Source organism: Streptococcus suis, from assembly GCA_002831545.1.
Lineage (GTDB): Bacteria > Bacillota > Bacilli > Lactobacillales > Streptococcaceae > Streptococcus > Streptococcus suis_P.
Window position 1 is genome coordinate 839796 of record CP025095.1, and the last position, 24905, is coordinate 864700.

Annotated in this window: 23 protein-coding genes and 3 pseudogenes; 19 read left to right on the forward strand and 7 right to left on the reverse strand. The window is 40.9% G+C overall.

Translation table 11 applies throughout. The annotated features are described in order from the left end of the window. Positions 1 to 27: 27 nt before the first annotated feature. The 5 genes from CWM22_04240 (at position 28) to serB (ending at position 6444) form a co-directional block, all read left to right on the forward strand. The gene (locus CWM22_04240; protein ID AUC91174.1) at positions 28 to 1257 is read left to right on the forward strand and encodes an FtsW/RodA/SpoVE family cell cycle protein; all 1230 of its coding nucleotides are present in this window, start codon (positions 28 to 30) and stop codon (positions 1255 to 1257) included. Positions 1258 to 1270: 13 nt separating this feature from the next. Next, a complete protein-coding gene (locus CWM22_04245; GenBank protein AUC91175.1) occupies positions 1271 to 1810 on the forward strand; it encodes a DJ-1 family protein in 540 nt (179 codons plus the stop codon). A 181-nt stretch (positions 1811 to 1991) separates the two neighbouring features. Then, a complete protein-coding gene (gyrB, locus tag CWM22_04250; GenBank protein AUC91176.1) occupies positions 1992 to 3944 on the forward strand; it encodes a DNA topoisomerase (ATP-hydrolyzing) subunit B in 1953 nt (650 codons plus the stop codon). 88 nt (positions 3945 to 4032) lie between these two features. After that, a complete protein-coding gene (locus tag CWM22_04255) occupies positions 4033 to 5757 on the forward strand; it encodes a septation ring formation regulator EzrA (protein AUC91177.1) in 1725 nt (574 codons plus the stop codon). Positions 5758 to 5808: 51 nt separating this feature from the next. Then, positions 5809 to 6444, forward strand: coding sequence for a phosphoserine phosphatase SerB (gene serB, locus CWM22_04260; protein AUC91178.1), 636 nt, complete (start codon positions 5809 to 5811; stop codon positions 6442 to 6444). Between the two features lie 196 nt (positions 6445 to 6640). Here the strand turns inward: serB and CWM22_04265 are convergent. Together CWM22_04265 and CWM22_04270 are read right to left on the reverse strand one after the other, a co-directional pair. Further along, positions 6641 to 6724, reverse strand: a pseudogene (locus CWM22_04265) (hypothetical protein). A gap of 113 nt (positions 6725 to 6837) precedes the next feature. Then, positions 6838 to 7488 (reverse strand): phosphoglycolate phosphatase, encoded by a 651-nt coding sequence (locus CWM22_04270; GenBank protein AUC91179.1) that lies wholly within the window; start codon positions 7486 to 7488, stop codon positions 6838 to 6840. Between the two features lie 107 nt (positions 7489 to 7595). Between CWM22_04270 and CWM22_04275 the strand changes: the two genes are divergently transcribed. Continuing rightward, positions 7596 to 8723 (forward strand): glycerate kinase, encoded by a 1128-nt coding sequence (locus tag CWM22_04275; protein ID AUC91180.1) that lies wholly within the window; start codon positions 7596 to 7598, stop codon positions 8721 to 8723. Next, positions 8714 to 8944 carry a hypothetical protein gene (locus tag CWM22_04280; GenBank protein AUC91181.1) on the forward strand — a complete coding sequence of 77 codons (231 nt, stop codon included), beginning with the start codon at positions 8714 to 8716 and terminating at the stop codon, positions 8942 to 8944. The genes CWM22_04275 and CWM22_04280 overlap by 10 nt, the downstream gene beginning before the upstream one ends. 6 nt (positions 8945 to 8950) lie before the next feature. Here the strand turns inward: CWM22_04280 and CWM22_04285 are convergent, their stop codons facing one another. Then, positions 8951 to 9403, reverse strand: a complete 453-nt coding sequence (locus tag CWM22_04285) for a DUF1694 domain-containing protein (GenBank protein AUC91182.1) — start codon at positions 9401 to 9403, stop codon at positions 8951 to 8953. 149 nt (positions 9404 to 9552) lie between these two features. On the opposite strand from CWM22_04285, the gene CWM22_04290 reads away from it, so the two are divergent. The 3 genes and pseudogenes from CWM22_04290 to CWM22_04300 all read left to right on the forward strand — a co-directional run bounded on the left by CWM22_04290 (position 9553) and on the right by CWM22_04300 (position 11949). After that, the gene (locus tag CWM22_04290) at positions 9553 to 10860 is read left to right on the forward strand and encodes an enolase (GenBank protein ID AUC91183.1); all 1308 of its coding nucleotides are present in this window, start codon (positions 9553 to 9555) and stop codon (positions 10858 to 10860) included. A gap of 337 nt (positions 10861 to 11197) precedes the next feature. Further along, positions 11198 to 11554: pseudogene (locus CWM22_04295) on the forward strand (haloacid dehalogenase). 104 nt (positions 11555 to 11658) lie between these two features. After that, positions 11659 to 11949: pseudogene (locus CWM22_04300) on the forward strand (haloacid dehalogenase). A 27-nt stretch (positions 11950 to 11976) separates the two neighbouring features. On the opposite strand, the gene CWM22_04305 reads toward CWM22_04300, so the two are convergent. Both CWM22_04305 and CWM22_04310 read right to left on the reverse strand, forming a co-directional pair. After that, positions 11977 to 12162 carry a hypothetical protein gene (locus tag CWM22_04305; GenBank protein ID AUC91184.1) on the reverse strand — a complete coding sequence of 62 codons (186 nt, stop codon included), beginning with the start codon at positions 12160 to 12162 and terminating at the stop codon, positions 11977 to 11979. 63 nt (positions 12163 to 12225) lie between these two features. Then, positions 12226 to 13230: a hypothetical protein gene (locus CWM22_04310; protein ID AUC91185.1), complete on the reverse strand. Its 1005-nt coding sequence runs from the start codon at positions 13228 to 13230 to the stop codon at positions 12226 to 12228. A 135-nt stretch (positions 13231 to 13365) separates the two neighbouring features. Here CWM22_04310 and CWM22_04315 point away from each other — a divergent pair, with 135 nt between their 5' ends. Genes CWM22_04315 through budA form a run of 3 tightly spaced genes read left to right on the forward strand, consistent with a single transcriptional unit; the run spans position 13366 to position 16471 of the window. Beyond that, entirely contained in the window at positions 13366 to 14532 is a 1167-nt protein-coding gene (locus CWM22_04315; protein AUC91186.1) for an AI-2E family transporter, read from the forward strand. Then, positions 14522 to 15751: a hypothetical protein gene (locus tag CWM22_04320; protein AUC91187.1), complete on the forward strand. Its 1230-nt coding sequence runs from the start codon at positions 14522 to 14524 to the stop codon at positions 15749 to 15751. The genes CWM22_04315 and CWM22_04320 overlap by 11 nt, the downstream gene beginning before the upstream one ends. Positions 15752 to 15754: 3 nt before the next feature. Continuing rightward, positions 15755 to 16471, forward strand: coding sequence for an acetolactate decarboxylase (budA, locus tag CWM22_04325; GenBank protein ID AUC91188.1), 717 nt, complete (start codon positions 15755 to 15757; stop codon positions 16469 to 16471). Positions 16472 to 16496: 25 nt separating this feature from the next. Here budA and CWM22_04330 read toward each other — a convergent pair whose 3' ends face one another. Together CWM22_04330 and CWM22_04335 are read right to left on the reverse strand one after the other, a co-directional pair. Further along, positions 16497 to 18155 carry a hypothetical protein gene (locus CWM22_04330; protein AUC91189.1) on the reverse strand — a complete coding sequence of 553 codons (1659 nt, stop codon included), beginning with the start codon at positions 18153 to 18155 and terminating at the stop codon, positions 16497 to 16499. Between the two features lie 62 nt (positions 18156 to 18217). Then, complete coding sequence (locus tag CWM22_04335; GenBank protein ID AUC91190.1) at positions 18218 to 18553, reverse strand: XRE family transcriptional regulator; 336 nt, start codon at positions 18551 to 18553, stop codon at positions 18218 to 18220. Between the two features lie 217 nt (positions 18554 to 18770). Here CWM22_04335 and CWM22_04340 point away from each other — a divergent pair, with 217 nt between their 5' ends. The 6 genes from CWM22_04340 (at position 18771) to CWM22_04365 (ending at position 24827) form a co-directional block, all read left to right on the forward strand. After that, the gene (locus CWM22_04340; protein ID AUC91191.1) at positions 18771 to 20516 is read left to right on the forward strand and encodes a hypothetical protein; all 1746 of its coding nucleotides are present in this window, start codon (positions 18771 to 18773) and stop codon (positions 20514 to 20516) included. Between the two features lie 683 nt (positions 20517 to 21199). After that, positions 21200 to 22201: a peptide ABC transporter substrate-binding protein gene (locus tag CWM22_04345; protein AUC91192.1), complete on the forward strand. Its 1002-nt coding sequence runs from the start codon at positions 21200 to 21202 to the stop codon at positions 22199 to 22201. A 21-nt stretch (positions 22202 to 22222) separates the two neighbouring features. Then, entirely contained in the window at positions 22223 to 23089 is an 867-nt protein-coding gene (locus CWM22_04350; protein ID AUC91193.1) for a branched-chain amino acid ABC transporter permease, read from the forward strand. Then, positions 23086 to 23844: a phosphonate ABC transporter ATP-binding protein gene (locus CWM22_04355; GenBank protein AUC91194.1), complete on the forward strand. Its 759-nt coding sequence runs from the start codon at positions 23086 to 23088 to the stop codon at positions 23842 to 23844. The genes CWM22_04350 and CWM22_04355 overlap by 4 nt, the downstream gene beginning before the upstream one ends. Positions 23845 to 23931: 87 nt before the next feature. Next, a complete protein-coding gene (locus tag CWM22_04360) occupies positions 23932 to 24417 on the forward strand; it encodes a prolyl-tRNA editing protein (protein AUC91195.1) in 486 nt (161 codons plus the stop codon). A gap of 5 nt (positions 24418 to 24422) precedes the next feature. Beyond that, complete coding sequence (locus CWM22_04365; GenBank protein AUC91196.1) at positions 24423 to 24827, forward strand: hypothetical protein; 405 nt, start codon at positions 24423 to 24425, stop codon at positions 24825 to 24827. The last annotated feature ends 78 nt before the right edge of the window (positions 24828 to 24905 follow it).

The window sequence follows — 24905 nt, forward strand, 5'->3', positions numbered from 1 at the left end:
GAACGAGTAAGAATTTGAAGTGAAAGTATGAGGAAATTGATGAAAAATAGGGGAACAATCGATAGTCGAGTAGACTACTCACTTATTTTACCGGTCTTTTTTTTATTAGTTGTGGGGATTATTTCTCTCTACATTGCGGTTAGTCAAGATTATCCGGATAATGTTGTACAGATGGTTGGTCAACAAATTGCTTGGATAGGAATTGGAACAGTGGTAGCTTTTTTGGTCATGTTCTTTTCCACTAAGTTTCTGTGGCAAATCACACCTTACTTGTACGTACTTGGGCTAGGACTTATGGTATTGCCTTTGTTTTTCTACAGTCCAGACTTAGTAGCGTCAACGGGAGCAAAAAACTGGGTAACGATTGGTGGAATGACTCTTTTTCAACCATCCGAATTTATGAAAATAGCCTACATCATTATGTTGTCAAGGGTGATTGTCACCTTTCATAAATATTATCCAAATCGAAAAATTCGTGAGGATTTTATGTTGATTGGTTATATGACACTGTTTACTATCCCAGTCTTGATTTTGTTGGCCTTACAGAAAGATTTAGGAACCTCCTTAGTATTTGTAGCAATCTTTAGCGGAATGCTTCTATTATCAGGAGTTTCTTGGAAAATTCTATTACCGACTGCCTTAACGGGGATCGTTTTGGTTGGTGGATTTATGCTGATTTTTATTTCTCCTGGTGGAACAACATTCCTCCACAATTTGGGGATGGACACTTATAAAATCAATCGTATTGCAGCCTGGCTTGATCCCTTTAAAAATGCCCAATCAACGACCTACCAGCAAGCTCAAAGTTTGATAGCTATCGGAAGTGGTGGCTTAAAAGGACTAGGTTTCAATAAAACAAATCTTCTTATACCTGTTCGAGAAAGTGATATGATTTTTACGGTGATTGGAGAGGACTTTGGTTTTATTGGTGGGACGGTATTGATTGTACTATACTTGTTGCTCATTTATCGAATGCTGCGGGTAACGTTGAAGTCAAACAATCGATACTACACCTACATATCAACTGGCTATATCATGATGCTCTTGTTCCATGTGTTTGAAAATGTTGGCGCTGCAACGGGTTTGTTGCCTTTAACAGGTATTCCTTTGCCGTTTATCTCCCAAGGTGGTTCGTCCATGGTTTCAAATCTGATTGGTGTTGGTCTAGTGCTGTCAATGGGGTATCAGTCACGACTAGCTGATGAGAAGGAAACAAGTCGATCACGTCGCTATAGAAAAATTACGATAAAACGTTAGAAAGTTGGTTTATATGACAAGAGTTGCGGTTGTTTTAGCCGATGGTTTTGAAGAAATCGAAGCATTGGCCCCTGTAGATGTATTACGTCGAGCTCATTTTGACTGTCAGATTGTTGGTTTAGATAGTCATGAAGTGGAGGGATCGCACGGTATTCGTGTTCAAACTGACCAAGTCTTTGATGGAGACCTGTCTTCCTTTGATCTGATTGTTTTACCAGGAGGAATGCCAGGTTCTGTTCACCTTAGAGATTCAGAGTCCCTGATTACAGAATTGCAAAGAGCGGTTGCATCAGGAAAATCAGTAGCAGCAATCTGTGCGGCTCCAATTGTTCTGGATAAGGCTGGTTTGCTAGATAGTCGTCACTATACATGTTTCCCAGGGAAAGAAAAAGACATTCCGTCAGGTATTCATCTGGAAGAGGATGTGGTTGTTGATGGTCCAATTATCACTAGCCGAGGTGCTGGAACAAGTTTGGATTTCGCCTATAAATTGGTTGATTTATTTGGTGGAGATGGGGAAAGCCTAGCTCAAACAATGGTTTATCATCGTTAAAGTAATGAAGAAGATGGAGCTAATGTTTCCTCTTCTTTTTTCTATCAAAATATTAGAAAATATGGTATAATGAAGGGTATTCGTTAGAATGATTTTTGCTCTAAAAATATGTCTCGCTTTTATCTAGATGGATTGGCTTTTCTATTTTTAAGGAGCAACAAATAGAAAATAAGGAAAAGAAATGACAGAAGAAATCAAAGATTTACAAGAGAAGGCTCAAGAATATGATGCCAGTCAGATTCAAGTCTTGGAAGGTCTTGAAGCTGTTCGAATGCGTCCAGGGATGTATATCGGCTCAACATCTAAAGAAGGTCTCCATCACTTGGTTTGGGAAATTGTCGACAACTCAATCGATGAGGCACTGGCTGGTTTTGCGGATAAAATTGAAGTTTATATTGAGCCAGATAACTCCATCACGGTTATTGATAATGGACGTGGGATTCCGGTAGATATTCAGGAAAAAACTGGTCGTCCAGCGGTAGAAACTGTCTTTACAGTGCTCCATGCAGGTGGTAAATTTGGCGGAGGCGGTTATAAGGTCTCAGGTGGATTGCACGGCGTAGGTTCATCAGTCGTAAACGCCCTATCTACTCAGCTAGACGTCCATGTCTACAAAAATGGTCAGGTATATTTCCAAGAGTATAAACGAGGTGAAGTCGTTGCAGATTTGGAGGTTGTTGGAGAAACAGACCGTTCTGGTACAACTGTACATTTTACACCTGATCCAGAAATTTTTACTGAGACGACTGAGTTCGACTTTGCAAAATTAAATAAGCGGATCCAAGAATTGGCCTTCCTAAATCGTGGTTTAAATCTCTCTATTACGGACAAACGTGAGGGAGTAGAGCAAACAAAGGAATATCACTATGAAGGTGGTATTGCTTCCTACGTTGAGTATCTTAATGAGAACAAGGATGTCATTTTTGAGACCCCTATCTATACAGAAGGTGAAATGGATGATATTACCGTTGAGGTTGCCATGCAATATACGACGAGTTATCATGAAAACGTAGTTAGTTTTGCCAACAATATTCACACACATGAAGGTGGTACCCATGAGCAAGGATTCCGTACAGCTCTGACACGTGTTATCAACGACTACGCCAAGAAAAATAAAATTCTCAAAGAAAATGAGGATAATTTGACTGGTGAGGATGTGCGTGAAGGCTTGACAGCGGTCATTTCTGTTAAGCACCCAGGTCCTCAATTTGAGGGACAAACTAAGACAAAACTTGGGAATAGTGAAGTGGTCAAAATTACCAACCGCCTTTTCTCTGATGCCTTTGCAGAATTTCTTTTGGAAAATCCACAGATTGCTAGACGGATTGTTGAAAAAGGGATTTTGGCAAGCAAGGCTCGTATTGCTGCTAAGCGTGCGCGTGAGGTAACTCGTAAGAAATCGGGTCTTGAAATCTCAAACCTCCCAGGTAAGTTAGCAGACTGTTCCTCAAATGATGCAACGAAGACAGAGCTTTTCATCGTTGAGGGGGACTCAGCCGGTGGTTCAGCTAAATCCGGTCGCGACCGTGAATTTCAGGCTATTTTACCGATTCGTGGTAAGATTTTGAACGTAGAAAAAGCCAGCATGGACAAGATTTTGGCCAACGAAGAAATCCGTAGTCTATTTACAGCTATGGGAACTGGCTTTGGTGCTGATTTCGACGTTAGCAAGGCACGTTATCAAAAATTAGTCATTATGACAGATGCCGATGTCGATGGTGCCCATATTCGGACACTCCTTCTGACATTATTTTACCGCTACATGCGTCCTGTTGTAGAAGCGGGATACGTATATATCGCTCAACCACCTATTTACGGTATCAAGGTTGGAAGTGAGATAAAAGAATATATTCAACCTGGGGTTAATCAAGAGCAAGAATTGCAAGATGCCTTAGAAAGACATAGTACGGGACGGTCCAAGCCAACGATCCAACGTTACAAAGGTTTGGGAGAAATGGATGATCATCAGTTGTGGGAAACTACGATGAATCCTGAAAATCGTCTCATGGCACGCGTTTCAGTTGATGATGCGGCAGAAGCCGATAAGATTTTTGACATGTTAATGGGGGATAAGGTTGAACCTCGTCGAGAGTTTATCGAGGAAAATGCTGTTTATTCAACATTGGATGTCTAAAAACTAAAAAAACAAGTGCATATACTAGAGATTTATGGTATAATTAAGCGATATTTTCTAGTAATTACTATGAGCTAAGGAGATTTACATGCCTACAGGAACAATCATCTTAATCGTTTCGATTGTTATTATTTTAATCATTGCCTATGTAGCTTGCCTGATTGTTCGTAAACGAAATGACAACCTTTTGGTTGCATTGGAAGAACGTAAGGAAGAGCTATTTAACCTTCCAGTTAATGAAGAAGTCGAAGCTGTCAAAGCACTTCATTTGATTGGTCAAAGTCAGGTGTCATTCCGTGAATGGAATCAAAAATGGGTTGATTTGTCACTCAATTCATTTGCCGACATTGAAAATCATATCTTTGAGGCAGAAGGCTATAACAATGCTTTTCGCTTTGTGAGTGCAAAGAACGCTATCGACAGTATCGAAAGCCAAATTGATTTAATTGAAGAAGACATCGCCTCTATCCGTCATGGTTTGATGGAGTTGAAGGAGCAAGAAGAGAAAAACTCTGGTCGTGTAAAACATGCGTTAAACTTGTTCGATAGTTTGCAGGAAGCTGTTCGTGAAAATCCAGATAGCTACGGTGAGACATTACCAGAACTTGAGAAACAATTGAAAAATATTGAAGTTGAGTTTTCTGAATTTGTGATGCTCAATTCCTCAGGTGACCCGATTGAAGCTTCTGAAATCCTTGATAAGGCTGAAGAGCATATGATTGCTCTCAATCAAATCATGGATCGCATTCCAAGTTTGATTGAACGAGTTACAAAAGATTTCCCAGAGCAATTGGAAGATTTGGAGTCGGGTTATCGTAAACTGGTTGAGCAGAATTATTTGTTCACAGAAGCTAACATCGAGTCACAGTTCCAAAATATTCGCGTTTCAATTCGTGAAAACACTGCTTTGATTGTTTCCTTTGATTTGGATGCCGCAGAAGCTGAAAATGAGGGAATTCAAGCAAAAATTGATCATTTGTATAAAGTCTTCAATCGTGAAATCGAAGCGAATAAGGAAGCTGTTAAGATTAGTAAAAACTTGCCAAAATTCTTGGAGCATGTTGTCCAAAATACACAGCTCTTGGATGAGGAAAGCCAACGCCTAAACGCAACTTACTTGCTAGCAGATAGCAAACTTTCACGTATCAATCAGCTTAAAGCTCGTTTGGAATCGATTGAAATTGTTGTTACAGAAAGTGTGGAAGACATTGAAAATCCACAAGTTGCATATTCTATTTTGAAAGAGCGTTTGGATCATTCATTGGCAAGTTTGAAAGAAATCGAAGAGGAGCAGCTTGTTTTAGCTGACTATCTGAAATCACAAGAATTGTCAGAGAACACAGCGCGTAAGAAAGCTACACTTTATATCAACAAATTGCATACCCTTAAGCGTTATATGGAAAAACGCAACCTTCCAGGAATTCCAGCTGAATTTTTAACAAACTTCTTTAGAACGAGCGATCATGTGGAAGCCTTGATTGCCGAGTTAGACTATAAACGAATCAATATCGAAGTTGTTAACCGTTTGTTGGAAAATGCAACGTATGATATGAATCAATTGGAAGAGTTGGCGTATTTGATTGTGCAAAATGCGACTTTAACAGAGCAGTTGCTACAATACTCTAACCGTTATCGTTCATTCGATGAAAGTGTGCAAAAAGCATTTAACCGTTCATTATCAATTTTTGAAAAGGATTTTGATTACCAAGCAGCATTTGAAGAAATTTCATTTGCTCTGGAAACAGTTGAACCTGGTGTAACAGAGCGTTTTGTACGTTCATACGAAAAAACTCGCGAAGCCATTCGCTACTAGATAAAAAGCCATTTGGCTTTTTATTTTTATACTTTGAAAGGAATATCGGAGATGACAACTGGATTATTAGTTATGGATGTTGATTCAACATTAATTTTGGAAGAAGGAATAGATTTACTTGGAGAAGAGGCCGATTTAGGAGCGCAAGTTGCAGCAATTACCGAACGTGCTATGCGTGGGGAATTGGATTTTGAAGAAGCCTTACGTGAACGTGTGGCGTTGTTAAAGGGTCTGCCTGTTTCTGTGTTTGATCGAATTATCAAAAAAATCCACTTTACGCCTGGAGCAGCAGAATTAGTCTCAGAGTTAAAAATGCGAGGCTATAAGGTAGCAGTCGTTTCAGGCGGGTTTCATGAAACAGTCGATCGACTAGCTGCACAGTTAGAGTTAGACTATGTTCGGGCTAATCGATTAGAAGTAGTAGATGGAGTCTTGACTGGACAAGTATTGGGTAAAATTGTAACGAAAGATACTAAAAAAGCATGTTTAGAAGAATGGGCGGCAGAAAATGGGCTGAGTCTATCTCAAACGATTGCCATGGGGGATGGAGCAAATGATCTACCAATGATTCAACGAGCAGGAGTTGGAGTAGCTTTCTGTGCTAAACCGATTGTCCAAGAACAGGCGCCCTACCAAATAAATGAAAAAAATCTCTATAAACTAATAGAGATTTTAGATAGTAAATAATGGGAGCGGGAAAGAACTCGACTGGTCAAAAAAGAGTTCGTCAACAATTTTTCGTTTTAAGTTGTTGAGCTGAAACAGTCTATTCCCAGACATCAATTTATGTGAGCTGACTGCCGTCAGCTTATATCTCCCACTTTAAAAGGTCTCCCAGACCTTTTAAACTCCCGCCCCCGCACAGCTCAAAAGGTTCAGTGAACCTTTTGAGGTTGGAAATAGAGCGAACTTTGTTCGCAACAGTCGTAATTGTCAGATTTGGAGTGTAAAACACTTTGCTTCGCAAATCTTATCTCCAACCTTTAACAGTCCACTGGACTGTTAAACCCAATCAACCACTGCGCTGAGATGTTGACACGAACCCTGAGAAGCGAGGTTGGTCTTTTTGCCCAGCCTCTTCTATTCTGTTGTCAGTAAAACCTTTTTCAAATCTTGGACGGTTTCGACTATCATGGTGGCCCCGGCCTTTTCAAATTCCTGTTTGCTCCCATAGCCGTAAAGAACACCGATGGCGGGAAGTTGGTGCATGCGTGCTCCTTCAATATCATGTTCCCTATCTCCAATCATCACAGCATGTTTTGGAAATGCTTCTAATTGATTTATAGCATGGCCGATGACGTCCGCCTTACTGATGCGACTACTATCCAGACTAGCACCGGCAATGACATCAAAGTAGTGAGCGATACCAAAATGTTCTAGAATCTGTTTGGCAAATATTTCTGGCTTTGAGGTAGCAATTACTAGTGTTTTTCCAGCCGTTCTCAATTCTTCAAGCAGAGGGATGATTCCAGGATAGAGTTGATTTTCAAACATTCCTTTTTCTTTAAAATAGACACGGAAAGCATCAACTGCACTTTGTGTATCTTCAGGGCTGAGTTGGTAGAATCGTGAAAAAGATTCATAGAGTGGCGGGCCGATGAATCGGTTTAAATTGGCTGTATCTGGTTCTTCAATTCCCATTTTTTCTAGTGCGTAGGCGACGGAGTTTAAGATTCCTTGTCCAGAATCAGTAAGAGTTCCATCTAAGTCAAATAATATAGTTTGATACATACTTATCTCCTTTCTTTCAGTATAACACAGACGATGAAAAACAGAAAAGATTTATTGAAAGCTGAATAGGAGCGTGATATACTAATAATATAAAGGAGGTTAGTACCATGCATATTCTCATTGCTCCAGATTCATTTAAAGAGTCTCTTTCAGCTACAAAGGTTGCTGAAGCGATTAAAAAAGGATTTTCTAAGGTTTACCCACAAGCAGGGTATGACTTAATTCCCCTAGGAGATGGTGGCGAAGGGACAGTTGAGAGTCTAATGCAGGCCTTATCCTTGGATGGAACCCAGACTTGGGTGACAGGTCCATTTGGAGATAAAATTAAGGTTTCCTATGCGGTTAAAGATGATCTTGCGGTTTTTGAAATGGCTGAGATTGTAGGGCTGGCAAGTATCCCGCATGGAAAAAGGAGTCTTCTCTTTATTAAGACACAAGGGGTTGGGGAGCTGATTGTGGAGCTCGTTCAAAATGGTGTTAAGCGCATATTTATAGGAGTAGGTGGCTCTGCCAGTCATGATGGTGGTATCGGAATGGCGGCAGGTTTAGGAGTGAAATTTTATAATCGAGAGGGAAAAGAAGTAGAGGCAATTGGAGCTCATATCGGGGAGATTGTCAGCTTTTCCACAGAGGATATGTTGGTAGATCTATCTCAGGTCAGGATTGATTTGGTAACGGATGTGGATAATCCGCTTTGCGGACCAGCGGGTGCCACATTTGTTTTTGCAGGTCAGAAAGGTCTTGCCTCTGCTGAATTTGAACTAGTAGACAAGAAAATGGAGTCCTTTTATAAATTAGTTAATCCAATGCTGCTCGATTTGGCAGGAGCGGGTGCTGGAGGAGGTATGGCAGCAGGTCTAGTCCAATTTGCAGGTGCTCGCATTCAAAAAGGCATCGACTTTGTCTTGGATCAGTTGGACTTTGATCATCGCGTCGCCAAAGCGGATCTGGTTGTGGTCGGAGAAGGGCGGATGGATGCTCAAAGCTTATCAGGGAAGACTCCGATAGGAGTAGCTAGACGGACTCCAGCAGGGATTCCCATCATTGCAATTTGTGGTAGCCTCAAAGACGATCTTCCCGAGTTTCCTTTTGAAAATATCTGCGCCGCTTTTCCAATAATTGCAAGCGTTGAAAGTTTGGAGGACACGCTTCAAAAAGCAGAAAAAAACCTGGTCCGCACGGCAGAACAGGTGGCAAGAATTCTTCAGTTAGGAGGTCAACAAAGATGGAATTAGTGAAATATGTAGCCGTTATCTTATTCATTATTATTTGTATTCTAAAGCTAGTATCTGTTATGAGACTTTCCGAAAAAGACAGAGGAACGGAAACGAATGTAATAAAGGCAAATGGAGCAATGTTCTTTTTCAATGAAAAAAATGAAAGAGGCAGATTGCTAGGAATCCTTTGTCTAACCTGTATTATTTTTACTTTAATATTTATACTGTTTTATCGATAAATAAGTCTAACCAAATAATTTTTTCCAGAAGGAAGGTTTTTTCTCTTCCTTTTTTTCTTCTGGTTTTGAGATAAGATTTGGAAATATGGATTCTAAGCTAACTTCTTCATTATCCACAGCGTGATTTGTGTGAAAGACAAGTGCGTAGGGAGATTGCCCTATTTTTTCATCGATGATAGCAGTAGTAATGCCGAAGTTCTGAGCAATTTTTAGTAGTGAAATTTGTTGCTTGTCAGACAGGGCTGGCGAGAGTTTGAGGAATAGAGGAGAGTAGCTGTTTGCTAGTTTTTGGCAAATTGTATCGAACTTATTTCCGACGACTTCACTACTCAAATCGTCAAAGGAAACGATCAGGACAACCCGTTCGCGATAGGTTCCCATGTATAAGCGCTGTTCATCAGGGTTTATACGGGTTTCACCAGAGGCTTTTTGTAAAATTGTAGTATGTAAATCAGTCATAGTCTTAGTATAGCATATCCCAGTATAAATGCAAAGGAAGGCGTTTACATTATTTCTTTCAGTAAAATAACCTGTTTTTTCTTGAAAAATCCCTTCTTTTAGGGTATGATAGCTATGTAACTATTTTAAACTCAAAGGAGAGTAATATAATGTCAATTATTACTGATGTTTACGCTCGCGAAGTCCTTGACTCACGCGGTAACCCTACACTTGAAGTTGAAGTTTATACTGAATCAGGTGCTTTCGGACGTGGTATGGTTCCTTCAGGAGCTTCTACTGGTGAGCACGAAGCAGTTGAGCTTCGCGACGGTGACAAATCTCGTTACCTTGGTCTTGGTACTCAAAAAGCTGTTGACAATGTGAACAACGTGATTGCTGACGCTATCATCGGTTTTGACGTTCGTGATCAACAAGCTATCGACCGCGCTATGATCGCTCTTGACGGTACTCCTAACAAAGGTAAATTGGGTGCAAACGCAATCCTCGGTGTTTCTATCGCTGTTGCGCGTGCTGCTGCTGACTACCTTGAAGTGCCACTTTACACTTACCTTGGTGGATTCAACACTAAAGTATTGCCAACTCCAATGATGAACATCATCAACGGTGGTTCTCACTCAGACGCTCCAATCGCTTTCCAAGAATTCATGATCTTGCCAGTTGGCGCTCCTTCATTCAAAGAAGGTCTTCGTTGGGGTGCTGAAGTATTCCATGCTTTGAAGAAAATCTTGAAAGCTCGTGGTTTGGTAACAGCTGTTGGTGACGAAGGTGGTTTCGCTCCTAAGTTCGAAGGAACTGAAGACGGTGTTGAAACAATCATCGAAGCTATCGAAGCTGCTGGTTACGAAGCTGGCGAAAACGGCATCATGATTGGTTTCGACTGTGCGTCATCTGAATTCTACGACAAAGAGCGTAAAGTTTACGACTACACTAAATTCGAAGGTGAGGGCGCTGCTGTTCGTACTTCTGCAGAGCAAATTGATTACCTTGAAGAATTGGTTAACAAATACCCAATCATCACTATCGAAGATGGTATGGATGAGAACGACTGGGATGGCTGGAAAGCTCTTACTGAGCGTCTTGGTAAACGCGTTCAATTGGTTGGTGACGACTTCTTCGTAACAAACACTGACTACCTTGCACGTGGTATCAAAGAAGGTGCTGCTAACTCAATCCTTATCAAAGTTAACCAAATCGGTACTCTTACTGAAACATTTGAAGCTATCGAAATGGCTAAAGAAGCTGGCTACACTGCCGTTGTATCACACCGTTCAGGTGAAACTGAAGATTCAACAATCGCTGACATCGCAGTTGCAACTAACGCAGGCCAAATCAAGACTGGTTCATTGTCACGTACAGACCGTATCGCTAAATACAACCAATTGCTTCGTATCGAAGACCAACTTGGTGAAGTTGCAGTCTACAAAGGCTTGAACTCATTCTACAACTTGAAAAAATAAAACAGTCTGGGAGACTGTTTTATCCCTGAGCTAGCATAGCGAAGGTTATAATAAGAACAAGTCTGGAAATTTCCAGACTTGTTTTTTCCAAGTACAGTGTACTAATTTATCCCCGAGTTAGAATAACGAGGGTTATAGTAAAAACAAGTCCGAAGATTTTCGGACTTGTTTTCAATGTCTGGGAGACTGTTTTATCCCCGAGCTAGTATAGTGAGGGATTAGTAAAACTCTCTAGGTTTTCCTAGGGAGTTTTCTTTGCCTTGATATTGATAAAATGATATTCTAAAAAGGTAGATCAACTTAAGTATTCTCATGTTGAAAAGAGATGGAGAGTGGGATGATAGAGTGGATATTTTTTGATTTGGGTTCGACGCTTTTAGATGAAGAGGCTGCTTATGGTTATTATATAGACAAGTGTGTGAAGAAGTTAGAGTCTCTGGATATAGAGGTTTCATCAGATTCTTATAAAAAGAAAATGGTGGAGTATGCTCATAAGTCGCTGGATCCCATTCGTGCGACCTGGCACTATTTTGCACCGACCGAGCCACGTCCTTTATGGACAAATGAGGGTGTGAGCCTGTATCCTGAAACAATAGATGCTCTAGAGAAGTTATCACAAAACTATCGATTGGGGATTGTTGCCAATCAGTCTAGTAGTGTTAGAAATCTGCTTAAAGAGTGGGGAATTGAGTCTTAAAGTCATTTGAATTATCTTTGATACATCGTCACTTTCGCCTTGCCATACTTTAGTATAGCCTGCGCCTCAGTTCCTTGTCTGAAAGCTAATTCATTCGACTATATTTTCAACTCATCATCCTCTCTGAAGAGGTTGGGTTATCTAAACCAGATACAACTATTTTCACACTTGCATTGCAAAAGGCAAACATCCCTGCTGATAGAGTTGTCTATGTTGGGGATAGGTACGATAATGATATTCTACCTGCTAAATCTTTAGGAATGTGGACTGTACGGATATTGACAGGTTTTGGGAAGCATGCTGGTGAGAATGATAAGTTGAAGAGCGATTGGGTAATTCCTTCATTGCAAGAGATAACAAATATTTTTGAACAAACAAAAAAACTAGACTGAACATTCTCAACCTAGTTTTTACATGTATTAGAACAAGCCTTTAACTTTATCTAAAAGACCGTTAACACCTTCAGAACCTGATAACAAGCCTTTTGCCTGTTCCAAGTATTCACCAAATTGGTCTTTGTTTTCTTCGATAAATTGTTTTGCACCATCAAAGTCTTTGTTTGCAATCAATTCTTTTACTTGGTTAAAAAGATCTACTGGATTCATGGTGAAAACACCTCCTATGAAACTATTAAACCAAAACTGGACGGATTTCACAACTGAAACGACTTATAAAAATGTAACGCAAACTGCTTCAGGAACATAGAAATCGTGTGAAAGCTCAGTCAAACAGCCATTTTCGGTATCTCTCTCAAATACAGTTGCATTGTCAGAATCTTGATGGACAACAATCAAATGCTTTTCATCAGGACTAAGCGTGAAATCGCGAGGAGTTTTCCCATTTGTTGGGACGATTTCAACTAATTCTAAGCTGGCATCAGCAAGCGTTTTGTAGACTGCGATAGAGTCGTTTCCGCGGTTGGATCCATAAATAAATTTACCATCCTTTGTGATGCGAATAGCGGCAGTTCCGTTGAAACCAGTATGGTCTTCTGGGAGAGTAGAGACAGTTTGTAGGTGTTCAAATTGTCCCCAGCCGTCATAGATAAGCACCTCAATAGTTGAATTGAGTTCACAGATGAGATAGGCGATTTTTGCGACAGGATGGAAGACAATGTGACGTGGACCACTTCCTGGCGCAGCCTGATAGGTTGCGATTTTCTCTACTTTTCCTTGGTCAGATACCTTATAGGTTACCACTTGATCACATCCTAAATCACAGGTTACTAAAAATTTATCGGGCGTCAAATCAGAAAAGTGAACATGGGCGGAGGCTTGGTTTTCGTGCGACCCAGATCCTTCGTGTTGAGCGACATCAGCTAATTCTAGCGAACCATCCGCCAAACGTTTATAAACAAGTAGTTGTCCTTTGTGGTAATTGGAGCCATAAACTAAATCTCTTGCTTCATCTACAGCGACATAGCAAAGTGGTGCGCCCTCTGATACAACATGGTTGAGTAGAGTATAATCAGCATTAAAGGCAGCGATACCTCCTAGACCATTTTCAGCGCCGACGGAGTATAGATGTCCGGCCTTATCAAAGGCAAGGTAGGTAGGGTTAGGTTCTTCAGTGACCAATTCTAGATTGCTAAGTTGTCCTGTTTCAGCATCAAAATCAGCTTTATAAATTCCTTTTGATTCACGTTTTGTATAGGTACCGAAATAGATAGTCATAGGATTCTCCTTTTTGGAAATGATTGATAAAATTATACCATGTTTTTCTGAGAAAGTCGTATAAATTCTGTAGTTGATTTTTACAAAAATCCTTTCTCCATGTTACAATAGAAAAAAAGACTAGGAGTGTATTAGATGGAAGATAAGCATCAAAAATTTAGTCTGACTTGGTTTTTCCGCTTGTTTTTAAATAGCCAAGCGGTGACATTTTTATTGGTAACCTTGCTGACTTTTTTGACCATATTTATTTTTAGTAAAATTAGTTTTTTATTCAGACCAATAGGAAGCTTTTTAGAAATTGTATTGTTACCGATGATTTTAACAGGTCTTTTGTATTACCTATTAAATCCGATGGTTGACTGGATGGAAAAGCATAAAATTTCTCGTACAGTTGGTATTTCCATTCTCTTTGTTTTAATCAGTCTTCTCATTATATGGGGACTGGCGGTGGCAATTCCGAGTATTCAAGAGCAAGTGACATCCTTTGCGCAAAACCTGCCAGCAAATATCCAAAAAATCGAAGGGCAAGTGACGAGCTTATTGCAGGACCAGAGATTTGAACAGTTTCGTCCTACTGCATTGGAATTGTTAAATAAGGTCAATGATCAAGCAGTTGCTTATGCGCAAAAATTTTCAACAAGTGCTGTGAACTGGGCAAGTAATTTGATTTCGACAGCATCTCAAATTATTGTTGCTGTTCTGATTATGCCTTTTATTCTCTTTTATCTGTTACGGGATGGTCAGTATTTGAATAAACACATCACCCAATATCTACCAACCAAGTGGAGAGAACCGATTGGAGCAGTGCTATCAGATGTGAATGGGCAATTATCAAACTATGTTCGTGGTCAGGTGACCGTTGCGATTATTGTTGCCCTGATGTTCTCAGTGATGTTCTCAATCATTGGTCTTAGCTATCCAATAACTTTGGGGGTGATGGCTGGTTTCCTCAATCTAATTCCGTATTTGGGTTCTTTCTTGGCCATGATTCCAGCTGTTATTTTAGGATTGATTGCTGGTCCAATCATGTTGATAAAGGTTTTAGTAGTCTTTATGATTGAGCAGACTATCGAAGGTCGTTTTGTGACGCCATTGATTATCGGAAGCTCCCTAAGTATTCATCCGATTACCATTTTATTTGTATTATTGACAGCTGGTCAGATGTACGGTGTCCTAGGAGTTCTTCTGGGAATTCCAATATATGCCTCTATTAAGGTTTTAGTGAAAGCGGCATTTGAATGGTACAAGGCACACAGTAGTTTGTATGAAGATGAAGAAAATGAGGTTGTGAATGAACAATAGTGAAAAAATGTTGGTTTGTTTGGAACAACAGGATTTAGACAAGGCAGATAAGTATTTCAAGCGCGCCTTGGTGCAAGATGATAGCGAAACACTTTTGTCCTTGGCAGCCTACTTAGAAGGCATTGGTTTTTTCCCACAGGCTAGACAAATCTATGAACAGGTCAAAGAAGAATTTCCCGAAGTACTGATCAATCTTGCTCAAATAGCATTTGAAGATGGCTTGGTTGAAGAATCTTTCGGATACTTGGAGGAAATTTCGGAAGACAGTTCTGTCTATGTGGAAGCCTTGTTGGTTAAGGCGGACCTGTATCAGGCAGAAGGCTTGTCGGATGTGGCGCGTGAAAAATTGTTAGAAGCAAGTCACTTATCAGATGAACCCATCATCCTCTTTGGCTTAGCAGAATTGGATATGGAACTGGAGCTTTTTAATGAGGCTATTTCCTACTATGCCCAGCTGGATAATCGTGAAATCTACGAATTAACGGGAGTTTCTACCTATCAGCGAATTGGTATTGCCTATGCAAGTTTAGGGAAATTTGAAGCGGCGATTGAATTTTTGGAAAAAGCTGTTGAGTTGGAATACGATGATCAGACGGTCTTTGAATTGGCAGCTCTGCTATTTGAACGAGAAGAATACCAAAAGGCCAATCTCTATTTCAAGCAGTTGGATACCATCAATCCTGATTTTGAGGGCTATGAATATGCCTATGCTCAGTCGCTTCATGCCGAGCATAAAATTGATGAAGCCTTGGCTATGACTCAAAAAGGCCTGGCGAAAAATGACTTTGATGCCAATCTCTTGCTTCAGGCTTCTCAGTATGCCTATGAATTGCATGACGAGGCGGGGGCAGAAGATTATCTTCTACGGGCAAAAGAGGTGGCAGATGATAGTAACGAACTCGCTCTGCGCTTGTCCAATTTGTATCTTGAGCAGGAACGATTTGAAGAGGTTGTGGCTTTATTTGATGAAGAGGTAGATAACGTTCTAGCTCGCTGGAATATGGCCAAGGCTTATCAAGCTCTAGAAAGAGACGATGAAGCTATTGAGCTTTACGATGAATTGGCTGGAGAATTGGCTGAGAATCCTGAATTTTTGGCTGATTACGTAGCGGTTTTACGTCAACTTGGTCGTTTGGATGAGGCAAAAGAGCAAGCTAGTCGTTATATCCAATTGGTGCCAGACGATTTAACCATGCAAGAATTTTTGAATGAAGAGTAGGATATGCAAGTAAATCGATTATTTCAATACAATACCTTAGGTGCCTTAATGGCTGGACTGTATGGCGGCTCCTTGACGGTTGGCGAATTGTTGGAACATGGTGATTTGGGTTTGGGAACCCTGGATTCCATTGATGGCGAGCTGATTGTTTTGGATGGAAAGGCTTATCAGGCCAAGGGAGCAGGGGAGAAACCAGAAGTGGTTGAAGTTCCTGCCGATATAAAAGTTCCCTATGCGGCGGTCATTTTCCATGAGGCAGAAGTGATTTTCAAACAACGCTTTGAAATGACTAGCGATGAATTGCACCAGCGGATTGAATCCTATTATGATGGCGAAAATCTTTTTCGTTCTATCAAAATCAAAGGGACGTTTTCACGGATGCATGTCCGCATGATTCCAAAATCGGCTTCTGATGTTCGATTTGCGGAGGTGGCAAGTCGCCAGCCTGAATACACGGCCGAGAATATTTCAGGCACCATTGTTGGTATTTGGACACCAGAAATTTTTCACGGGGTCAGTGTGGCTGGCTATCATTTGCATTTTATTTCGGATGATTTGACATTTGGCGGGCATGTCATGGATTATGTTATCTCAGAAGGAATGGTGGAAGTGGGACCAGTAGATCAACTAGACCAACGTTTTCCTGTTCAAGACCGCCAGTATCTTTTTGCTAAGTTCAACGCTAAGGAAGTTAGAGAAGATATTGATAAGGCGGAGTAGGTTTCAATACAGAAAAATCCATGAGCTAGATTTTCATGGATTTTATTTTGTCTTCAGTTGGGGTGACGCGGAGAGTCTTCTGACCGCGGTAGGTCACAAAACCTGGCTTGCCACCTGTTGGCTTATGGAGTTTTTTGGCTTCGATCATATCGACTTGGACCAGATTGGAATGTCTGGCCTTAGAGAAGTAGGCGGCTAACTCCGCCGCATCGGTCTTGACCTCGTCGCTTGGGTCCAAGTTGTCAGTGATGACCACATGACTGCCTGGAATGTCTTTGGCATGGAACCAGAGTTCGCCTTTCTTTGCCATTTTGAAGGTCAACTCATCATTTTGCAGGTTATTTTTTCCTACCAGAATAATAGTCTTCCCGTCCGTCGCCAAGTAACGCTCAGGTTTCTGGCGTTTATGGATTTTCTCACGGTGGCGGCGCTTGAGGTAGCCTGTTTCAATCAATTCCTCACGGATTTCATCAATTTCAGCCAGACTAGCCTGTCCCAGCATGGTGTCAACGGACTCCAGATAGACAATGGTTGCCTTGGTCTCCTCAATCAAGCTGGTCAAGTGCTTGACTGCCTCCTTGAGTTTCTGGTATTTCTTGAAGTAACGCTGGGCATTCTGGCTAGGAGTCAAAGCCACATCCAACTCAATCTCCAGTTCCTCGCCCGTATAGTAGTTGTCTAACCGCACACTCGACTGGTCATTGGGCACTTGATGCAGATAGGTGGTCAAGAGCTCACCCTTCTGCCGCACCAACTCCGCACCTTCCGTATCCGCCAATTCCTGCTCCTGCTTGACCAGCTTCTTGCGATTTTTCTCCAACTCACTGGCTACCCGCTTGATCAGCTCATTGGCCTGCTGGGCCACCCGATCCCGCTCCGCCTTGTCCTGATAGTAGAAGTCCAGCAGACTGCTCAGGCTCTCAAAGTGTGGCTGGTTTTCAGGGCTATTGGCAAATGGCAGAGCAGCATAGGACTTGTCTGTCAGGCTGGGCTGAGTTGGCTGGTCAAAAAAGGCACGGAAGTTCTTCAGGCGATCCGTCTGCAAGTGACTGGCTAGTTCAGAAGCTGTGTCCCACCCCAAACCTTGAAAGACCTGTTGGAGATTTTTTGGACTCAGTTCCTGAGTCGATAATATTTCAAACAATTTCTCATCAGACACCGTATAAGGATTGAGAGAATGCGTCTCTGGTGGACGAATGTAGGTCGAGCCTGGCAAGATGGTCCGGTAGGAATTTTGCGAGAAACCAACGTGCTTGATAGCCTCGATAATCTTTTGTTCAGACTTATCCACCAAGATGATATTGCTGTGCTTGCCCATGATTTCCACAATCAAGGTAGCTTGAATATGGTCGCCAATCTCGTCCTTGTTGGACACCGAAAATTCTAAGATGCGGTCATTGTCTAACTGACGAATCTCCTCGATAATAGCACCCTGCAAGTATTTCCGCAGAATCATGGTAAAGGTATTGGGCACCTTTGGATTGGTAAAGTCTGACTGAGTCAGCTGAACCCGCCCGAAAACCGAATGGGCGGACAGGAGCAATTTATGGCTCTGACGGTTGCTACGGATGTTGAGGACAATTTCCTGCTCAAAGGGCTGATTGATTTTCTGAATCCGCCCACCTTCTAAATTGGCCCTTAACTCAGCCGTCATGTGATGTAAAAAAAATCCGTCAAAAGACATGGTTTTCCTCTTTCTAATTGCTATAACTCAGTCTAGTATATCATATTTTAGAGAGGAGAACCTTATTTTAGAGTGAGAATAATAGTGTTGAACAGAGTTAATAGTGCACTCTGTTTTTCTTTTGGTAGTGTCGATAATGTTTCTAATAATTGTAAACTTGGATTTTCCGTAAGCGGATATTCAAATTCAAAAAATTCTTCATAAGACACTTCCAGGGCAGCGATAATCTTTTCTAAGGTTTGGATACGAATATTGTAGTTTTTATTCTCAATATTGAAGATATATTTTGCACCTAGTCCAGCTTTTTCAGATAGTTTTTCTTGACTAAGTTTACGCTCTAGACGGAGCGTTTTGATACGGTGGGCAATAAAAAATTGTAGATGTGATGATTGTTCCATATAAATACCTCGTCTTTATCATACAAGGCAAGTGACAAGTGGATAAGTACACTAAAGATAACTTTTTAACAAAAAGTATTGTATAGAGTAGACAAATGGTGTAAACTATTCTATAACGTACATTTGAACTAAAAGTATTGTATTTAACGACTATAAAAAAGTTGAATTGAAATTGATGAAACCAAGAGACTACAGATAAAGAAAGTGAGCGAAAAGAATGTATCAAACGAAACTAGAAAATTGGCTGGAAAAGTATTCTTATTTACCCTATTTAGTGTTAGTGATATGGTCAATCATTTTTGCGTGTCTATCCATATTTGTAATCAATGCTTATGAAGGTTCTTATGATTTTGATTTCCATTTGACGAGGCTAGTCGGTCTGGCTCAGTCCATTTCTCATGGGGAATGGCTACCTAGTTTGAATCAGCTTTTTTCCTATGGAACAGGTTATGCATCTGATATGTTCTATGGTAATTGGCAATTTTATCCAGCAGCACTGGTTTATCTTGTAACGAAGAATACGACGATTGCCTATTTTTCGTTTGGTCTATCGATTATTTTATTGACCACTCTTAGTAGTTTTTACTGTTTTAAAAAACTGAGTCAGAAAAGTCTTGAGAGCTTCTGTCTAGCAGCCATTGTCGCTTGCTTCTTCCCTGCTTATGGTTTTGGGATGACTATGGCGGTTGGTCTAGCACCAGCCTTGTATTACTCACTATACAAAGTCATATTTAAAGAGGAGTACAATCCCATTTTACTTGGTATTATCATTGCCTTGCTGATTCAAACTCACATACTATCAACGCTGGTCTTAGCGATTAGTTCGCTTCTGTTTTTATGCTGCACGATAACCAGATGGAAATGGAAGGCATTTATTTCATTTTCTGTGTCAGCTATATTTGGATTAGCTTTGTCAAGTGGCTATATCGTTCAGTATATCGAGCAAATAAAGTCTCAGCCCTTCTACTTTACATGGATGACTCGCAATTTTCCAGTAGACAATTCCTTGATGTTTCGTGTAAAAGAATCCTTGCATTCTGGTTTCGCACCATTAACGAATATATTTGATGCTTGTATGAAGCTAGCCCTGTTTTATTTTTTCTTCCAATTCAAAAGATTACAAGCCGCCTCAAAGTCAATTCTAGGCGTTATTGGTTTGACCTACCTTCTGATGTCTGATATTCTTCCGTGGGAAACACATTTGAAATTTACGTTTTTAGGGAGTTTACAGTATACTGAACGACTTTCATTTTTCTTACCAATCTTATTTTTATTGCTCATTCTGATGGAGTTGGAAAAGAAAGTGATACTAAAGATTAGTGGTGCCATTTTTGCAGTCTATCTTTTTACAATTGTCTATCCAACAACGATTTCGAAATTTGAATCCAATCTTCAGATGTTGAGAGATAGAAATAGTCGAATGTATCAAGCTTTTCAAAATCCGCGTGATGTTTTTCTCAATCCTGTTGGAGATGAGTACTATTCTTTAGACATTGACAACCAAGCAGTACGACAAGAGAGCTTTAAAGAGTTTTCAAATGTGAAGAATCTAAAAATTAGTGATGTCCAATATGGCTACAATCATCTGAAAATAAGGTTTGAAGTGATGGATGACAGTCAAGTAGCCAGTCTTGTTTTGCCTAACATTTGGTATAAGGGGTATCAAGCAACTTATAGCGAGGGAGGAGTAGGTGGACAACCGAGACTGGAAACCGTAAGCAGAAGTTCTGAAGAGCTGGCTAGAATGAAACAATTGAAAATGCCAGTCTCATCGGAGAAAACACTAAATAATGGAAAAATATATGTACAACTAGAGAAATCAGGGACGGTAACAATCAGTCATAAAAAGACCTTCTTACAAGAATTATTCTATTGGGTAGAGTTTATTCTTTGGAGTTTAGTGGGAATAGGATGGCTGGTTCAATCCAGAAAAATTTTCAGAAAATTACGGCAAAAGTGTTGACAAAGTGATTTTGATACCGTATAATCATCTGTAATCAGAAGAAGTAGTAAAGCAGCAGTCTTCAGGGAGCCTGTGGTACTGGGAACAGGTGGCGGAGTTTTATGAAATGGGCTGATGTGCATTTATGTCTATTTTATGACCTCGTTAGTCGGTCTTGCCGTACCACCAGTACTGCCTTCACTCGACTGCTAGTCCTAAAATGCCCTAAATTCACAATGATTGTTTGCTGTAACTTACTTTGAGTAATCAGCCAAATCAATCACGCAAATGAACTTAAAACAATGATAGTTCGGTCCGCACACCTTACAGTGCAACTCCTTGTTAGAGGAGATGAGATATGGGAGGATTCTAGACAATTCCCATAAGTGAGGTGGCACCGTGTCATTGACGCCCTCGCAGGTTGTTTTTTCCTGCGGGGGCTTTTCCATTGTCTTCGTAGAGTGCTTTTATATTGCGTCACGTTCGGCTTGGCTGATTCAAACAGTCCAGTGGACTGTTTGAAGTCAATGCTTGAAAACGAGGAAGCATTGAGTTATGTCTGCGCCTCCGTTCCTAATCTAAAAGCAATCTACTTTGACAATTATTAACAAAATGAGGTAATCATGATGAAACGATGGCGATGGTGGAATAAAATTTTGAAGACATAGAAATTGGATATTATGTATTTTACGAGGAGAATGAATATGTTGAAAAATAAAAACTTACTAGCTACAATTGTTGCCCTTACGGTTATGGTGGTTGCTGCTTTGTTTATGACACAAAAAGAGCAGAGCAATTCATCTACATCAACGGAGAAAGTTAAGATTGGGGTTCTTCAGTTCGTAACCCATGATTCACTAGATGAGATTTACAAGGGGATCAAGGATGGACTAAAAGAGGGTGGCTATTCAACGACGGATAATTTGGACATTGATTTTATGAATGCTGAGGCTGACCAGTCGCAAGTTCAGACCATGAGTAAAAAATTGGTGGACAATGGTAATGAACTCTTAATCGGTATCGCGACACCAGCTGCACAAGGTTTGGCAAACGCAACGACTGAATTGCCAATTATCATGGGTGCGGTAACAGACCCAGTTGGTGCCAACTTGGTCAAAGACTTGAAAAATCCTGGTGGGAATATCACTGGTGTGTCTGACCAGACACCAGTAGCAGACGCTGTTTCCCTCATCAAGGAAATCACACCAGATGCTAAAACAATCGGTGTGCTCTACTCTTCTAACGAAGACAATTCAAAAATTCAAGTAGCAGAGTTTAAGGCGGCAGCAGAAGAAGCAGGCTATACTGTCCTTGAATACGCAGTTGCTTCAAGCAATGAGTTGGCATCCACAGTAGAAGTGGCGACCAGCAAGGCAGATGTTCTCTTTACACCAGTAGACAACACAGTTGCGTCAGCATTTTCAACAGTCGTTTCTGTGGCAAATAAAACTAAAACTCCGATATTCACCAGCGTAGAAGATATGGTAGAAGGCGGAGGTATCGCATCTGTTACCCTTAGCCAATATGACTTAGGTGTGGCAACTGGTAAGATGGCTGCGAAAATTCTTGATGGTGCCAATCCAGAGGATACACCTGTACAAATCTTTAACGAGGGTACCGTTGTTGTCAACCAAAAAGTTGCTAAAGAATTAGGAATTACCTTGTCAGATGATGTGATTAGTAAAGCAAGCAAGGTTATCGAATAAGAGATAGAGAAAAGGAAAAATATGATTGTATCAACAGTTTCACAGGCTCTTTTATGGGCTGTACTAGGTTTGGGAATATTCGTTACCTTTCGGATTCTGAATTTTCCTGATATGACGACAGAGGGCTCTTTCCCGCTTGGAGGAGCGGTTGCTGTTACCTTATTGACGCAAGGAGTTCATCCTATCTTGGCTACTCTAGCAGCAGTTCTTGTTGGCTGTTTGGCGGGCTTTGTCACAGGCTTGCTTTATACCAAGGGGAAAATCCCCACTCTCCTAGCTGGTATCTTGGTCATGTCTTCCTGTCACTCTGTCATTCTATTTATCATGGGTAGGGCAAATCTAGGCTTACTGAATACCAAACGTTTACAAGATTTCCTTCCTTTTTCTGAGCAAGTCAATGGTCTCTTGCTAGGTCTAGGTAGCCTAGCGGTGGTGATTGGTGCCTTGATGTTCTTCCTCTATACTCGCCTTGGTCAAGCCTTTATTGCAACAGGGGATAATCCAGATATGGCACGCAGTTTTGGTATCAATACAAGTCGAATGGAGTTGCTAGGCCTTGTTCTTTCAAATGGGATCATCGCTCTTGCAGGTGCCTTGATTGCACAACAAGAAGGCTATGCGGATGTGTCGCGTGGTATTGGTGTCATTGTGGTCGGTATGGCTAGTTTGATTATCGGTGAGGTGATTTATGGAAATCTGACCATGTTGGAACGCTTCTTGGCTATTGTAGTGGGAGCAATTTTCTATCAGTTCTTAATTTTGGTGGTCATTTCCCTCGGTATCAATACCAGCTACCTCCGTATCTTCTCGGCCATGATTCTGGCAGTCTGCCTCATGGTTCCTGAGTTGAAAAATAAAGTCTTGAAAGGAGCCAGCCTGTCACGATGAAAGCAATTGTTGAATTAAAAAATGCCACCAAGGTGGTGACAAACGGTTTTGATGAAGAACGTGTGATTTTGGATAATGTCAATCTGACCATCTACCAGGGTGATTTTATTACCATTTTGGGTGGAAATGGGGCTGGGAAGTCAACCCTCTTTAATGTCATTGCTGGAACCCTACCCTTGACTAGTGGTTCTGTCCATATTCTTGGTGAAGACGTGACCAATTGGCCTGCTGAAAAACGTGCTAAGTATCTGGCACGAGTTTTCCAAGATCCTAAAATGGGCACAGCACCACGGATGACGGTGGCAGAAAATCTACTTATAGCTAAGTACCGTGGCGAGGGACGGGGCTTAGTGCCACGCAGATTGGCCCAACAGACGGAAGAATTTGCCCAGCTTTTGCCGAGAGTGGGAAATGGTCTGGAAAAACATCTGGATACGCCAGCGGGGCTCCTCTCAGGTGGTCAACGCCAGGCATTGAGTTTGCTAATGGCGAGTTTGAAACAGCCTGAACTTTTACTCTTGGATGAGCATACTGCAGCCCTTGACCCTAAGACCAGCCAATCCTTGATGCAATTAACAGACGAATTGATTGAGACCAAGGGAATGACTGCGCTTATGGTAACTCATCAGATGGAAGATGCTTTGCGTCACGGTAATCGCTTGATTGTCATGAAAAATGGTCAGATTATTCAGGACCAAACGGCTGAAGAAAAATCCAAGATGAAACTGGAAGATTATTATAAGTTGTTTGACTAAAGTCTGGAGTAATCCAGGCTTTTATTATCCTTTGAATTTTTGGTTAAAAAGCAGTATAATATACTAAATATGTCAAGAGGTGCTGTCATGGATAAATTGGTTTTTGAAAGCTTAGCTGACTTGGGAATGGACTACACCATTGTAGAGCATCCACCAGCTCGGACAACTGAGGAAGCAGACTGTTACATTGAAGGGCTAGAAGGAGTACGGACCAAGTCCATGTTTCTGACTAATAAGAAAAAGACTGCATTTTATTTACTGATCATGGATGACCAGAAGCAGCTGGATATGGACCAGTTTCGTGATTTGGTGGGAGCCAACCGTATTCGGATGGCCTCGAGTGATAGCTTGATGGAAAAAATGCACTTGCCTGCGGGTGCGGTATCTGTTTTTGGCTTGTTACATAATGTTGATAAGGATATTCAAGTCTTTTTTGATAAAGAAATCCTTTCTGAACCCATTCTAACCTTCCACCCCAATGTTAATACGAAAACAATTTTTGTAAAGACAGAAGATGTTTTGCGTTTTGTAGAAGAGATTGGCTTTTCAGCAACGATTGTTGACTTGGGGTAACAAAGATGAGAAAATGTTTAGCTATTTGTAGTCTGTTGTGTTGTCTTTTTTTGGTAGGATGTCGGACAGGAGCAGCTTATCAGGCAGAGATTGAACCGATGGAACAATCAGAATTGTATACGGAAAAAGAGATTGAGGCGGCTATTCTTGTAGTTCAAGATTACTTTGATAAGCATTTTACTGATTGCCAATTGTTGACCATTGGATACGGTGGCGATGATGAAAAGTTATTTGACGACTGGGCGGAGCACTATGGTGCAGAGGAAGCTATTATCCTAACTTCGTCTTTTAAGGTAGCAGCTGAGGGTGCAGAGCCCACCTTAGAGCCTAATAGTACTCATACGGATTGGAAATGGATTTTAGTGTGGAATGTTGGTGGTAAGTGGGAACATAAGGGACATGGTTACTAATGTATATGTAGAACTTCGTTGATTTTCAGCGGAGTTTTTTGTAAATTTTCTTGAAAAAATGTATAATAGAAGCGATAG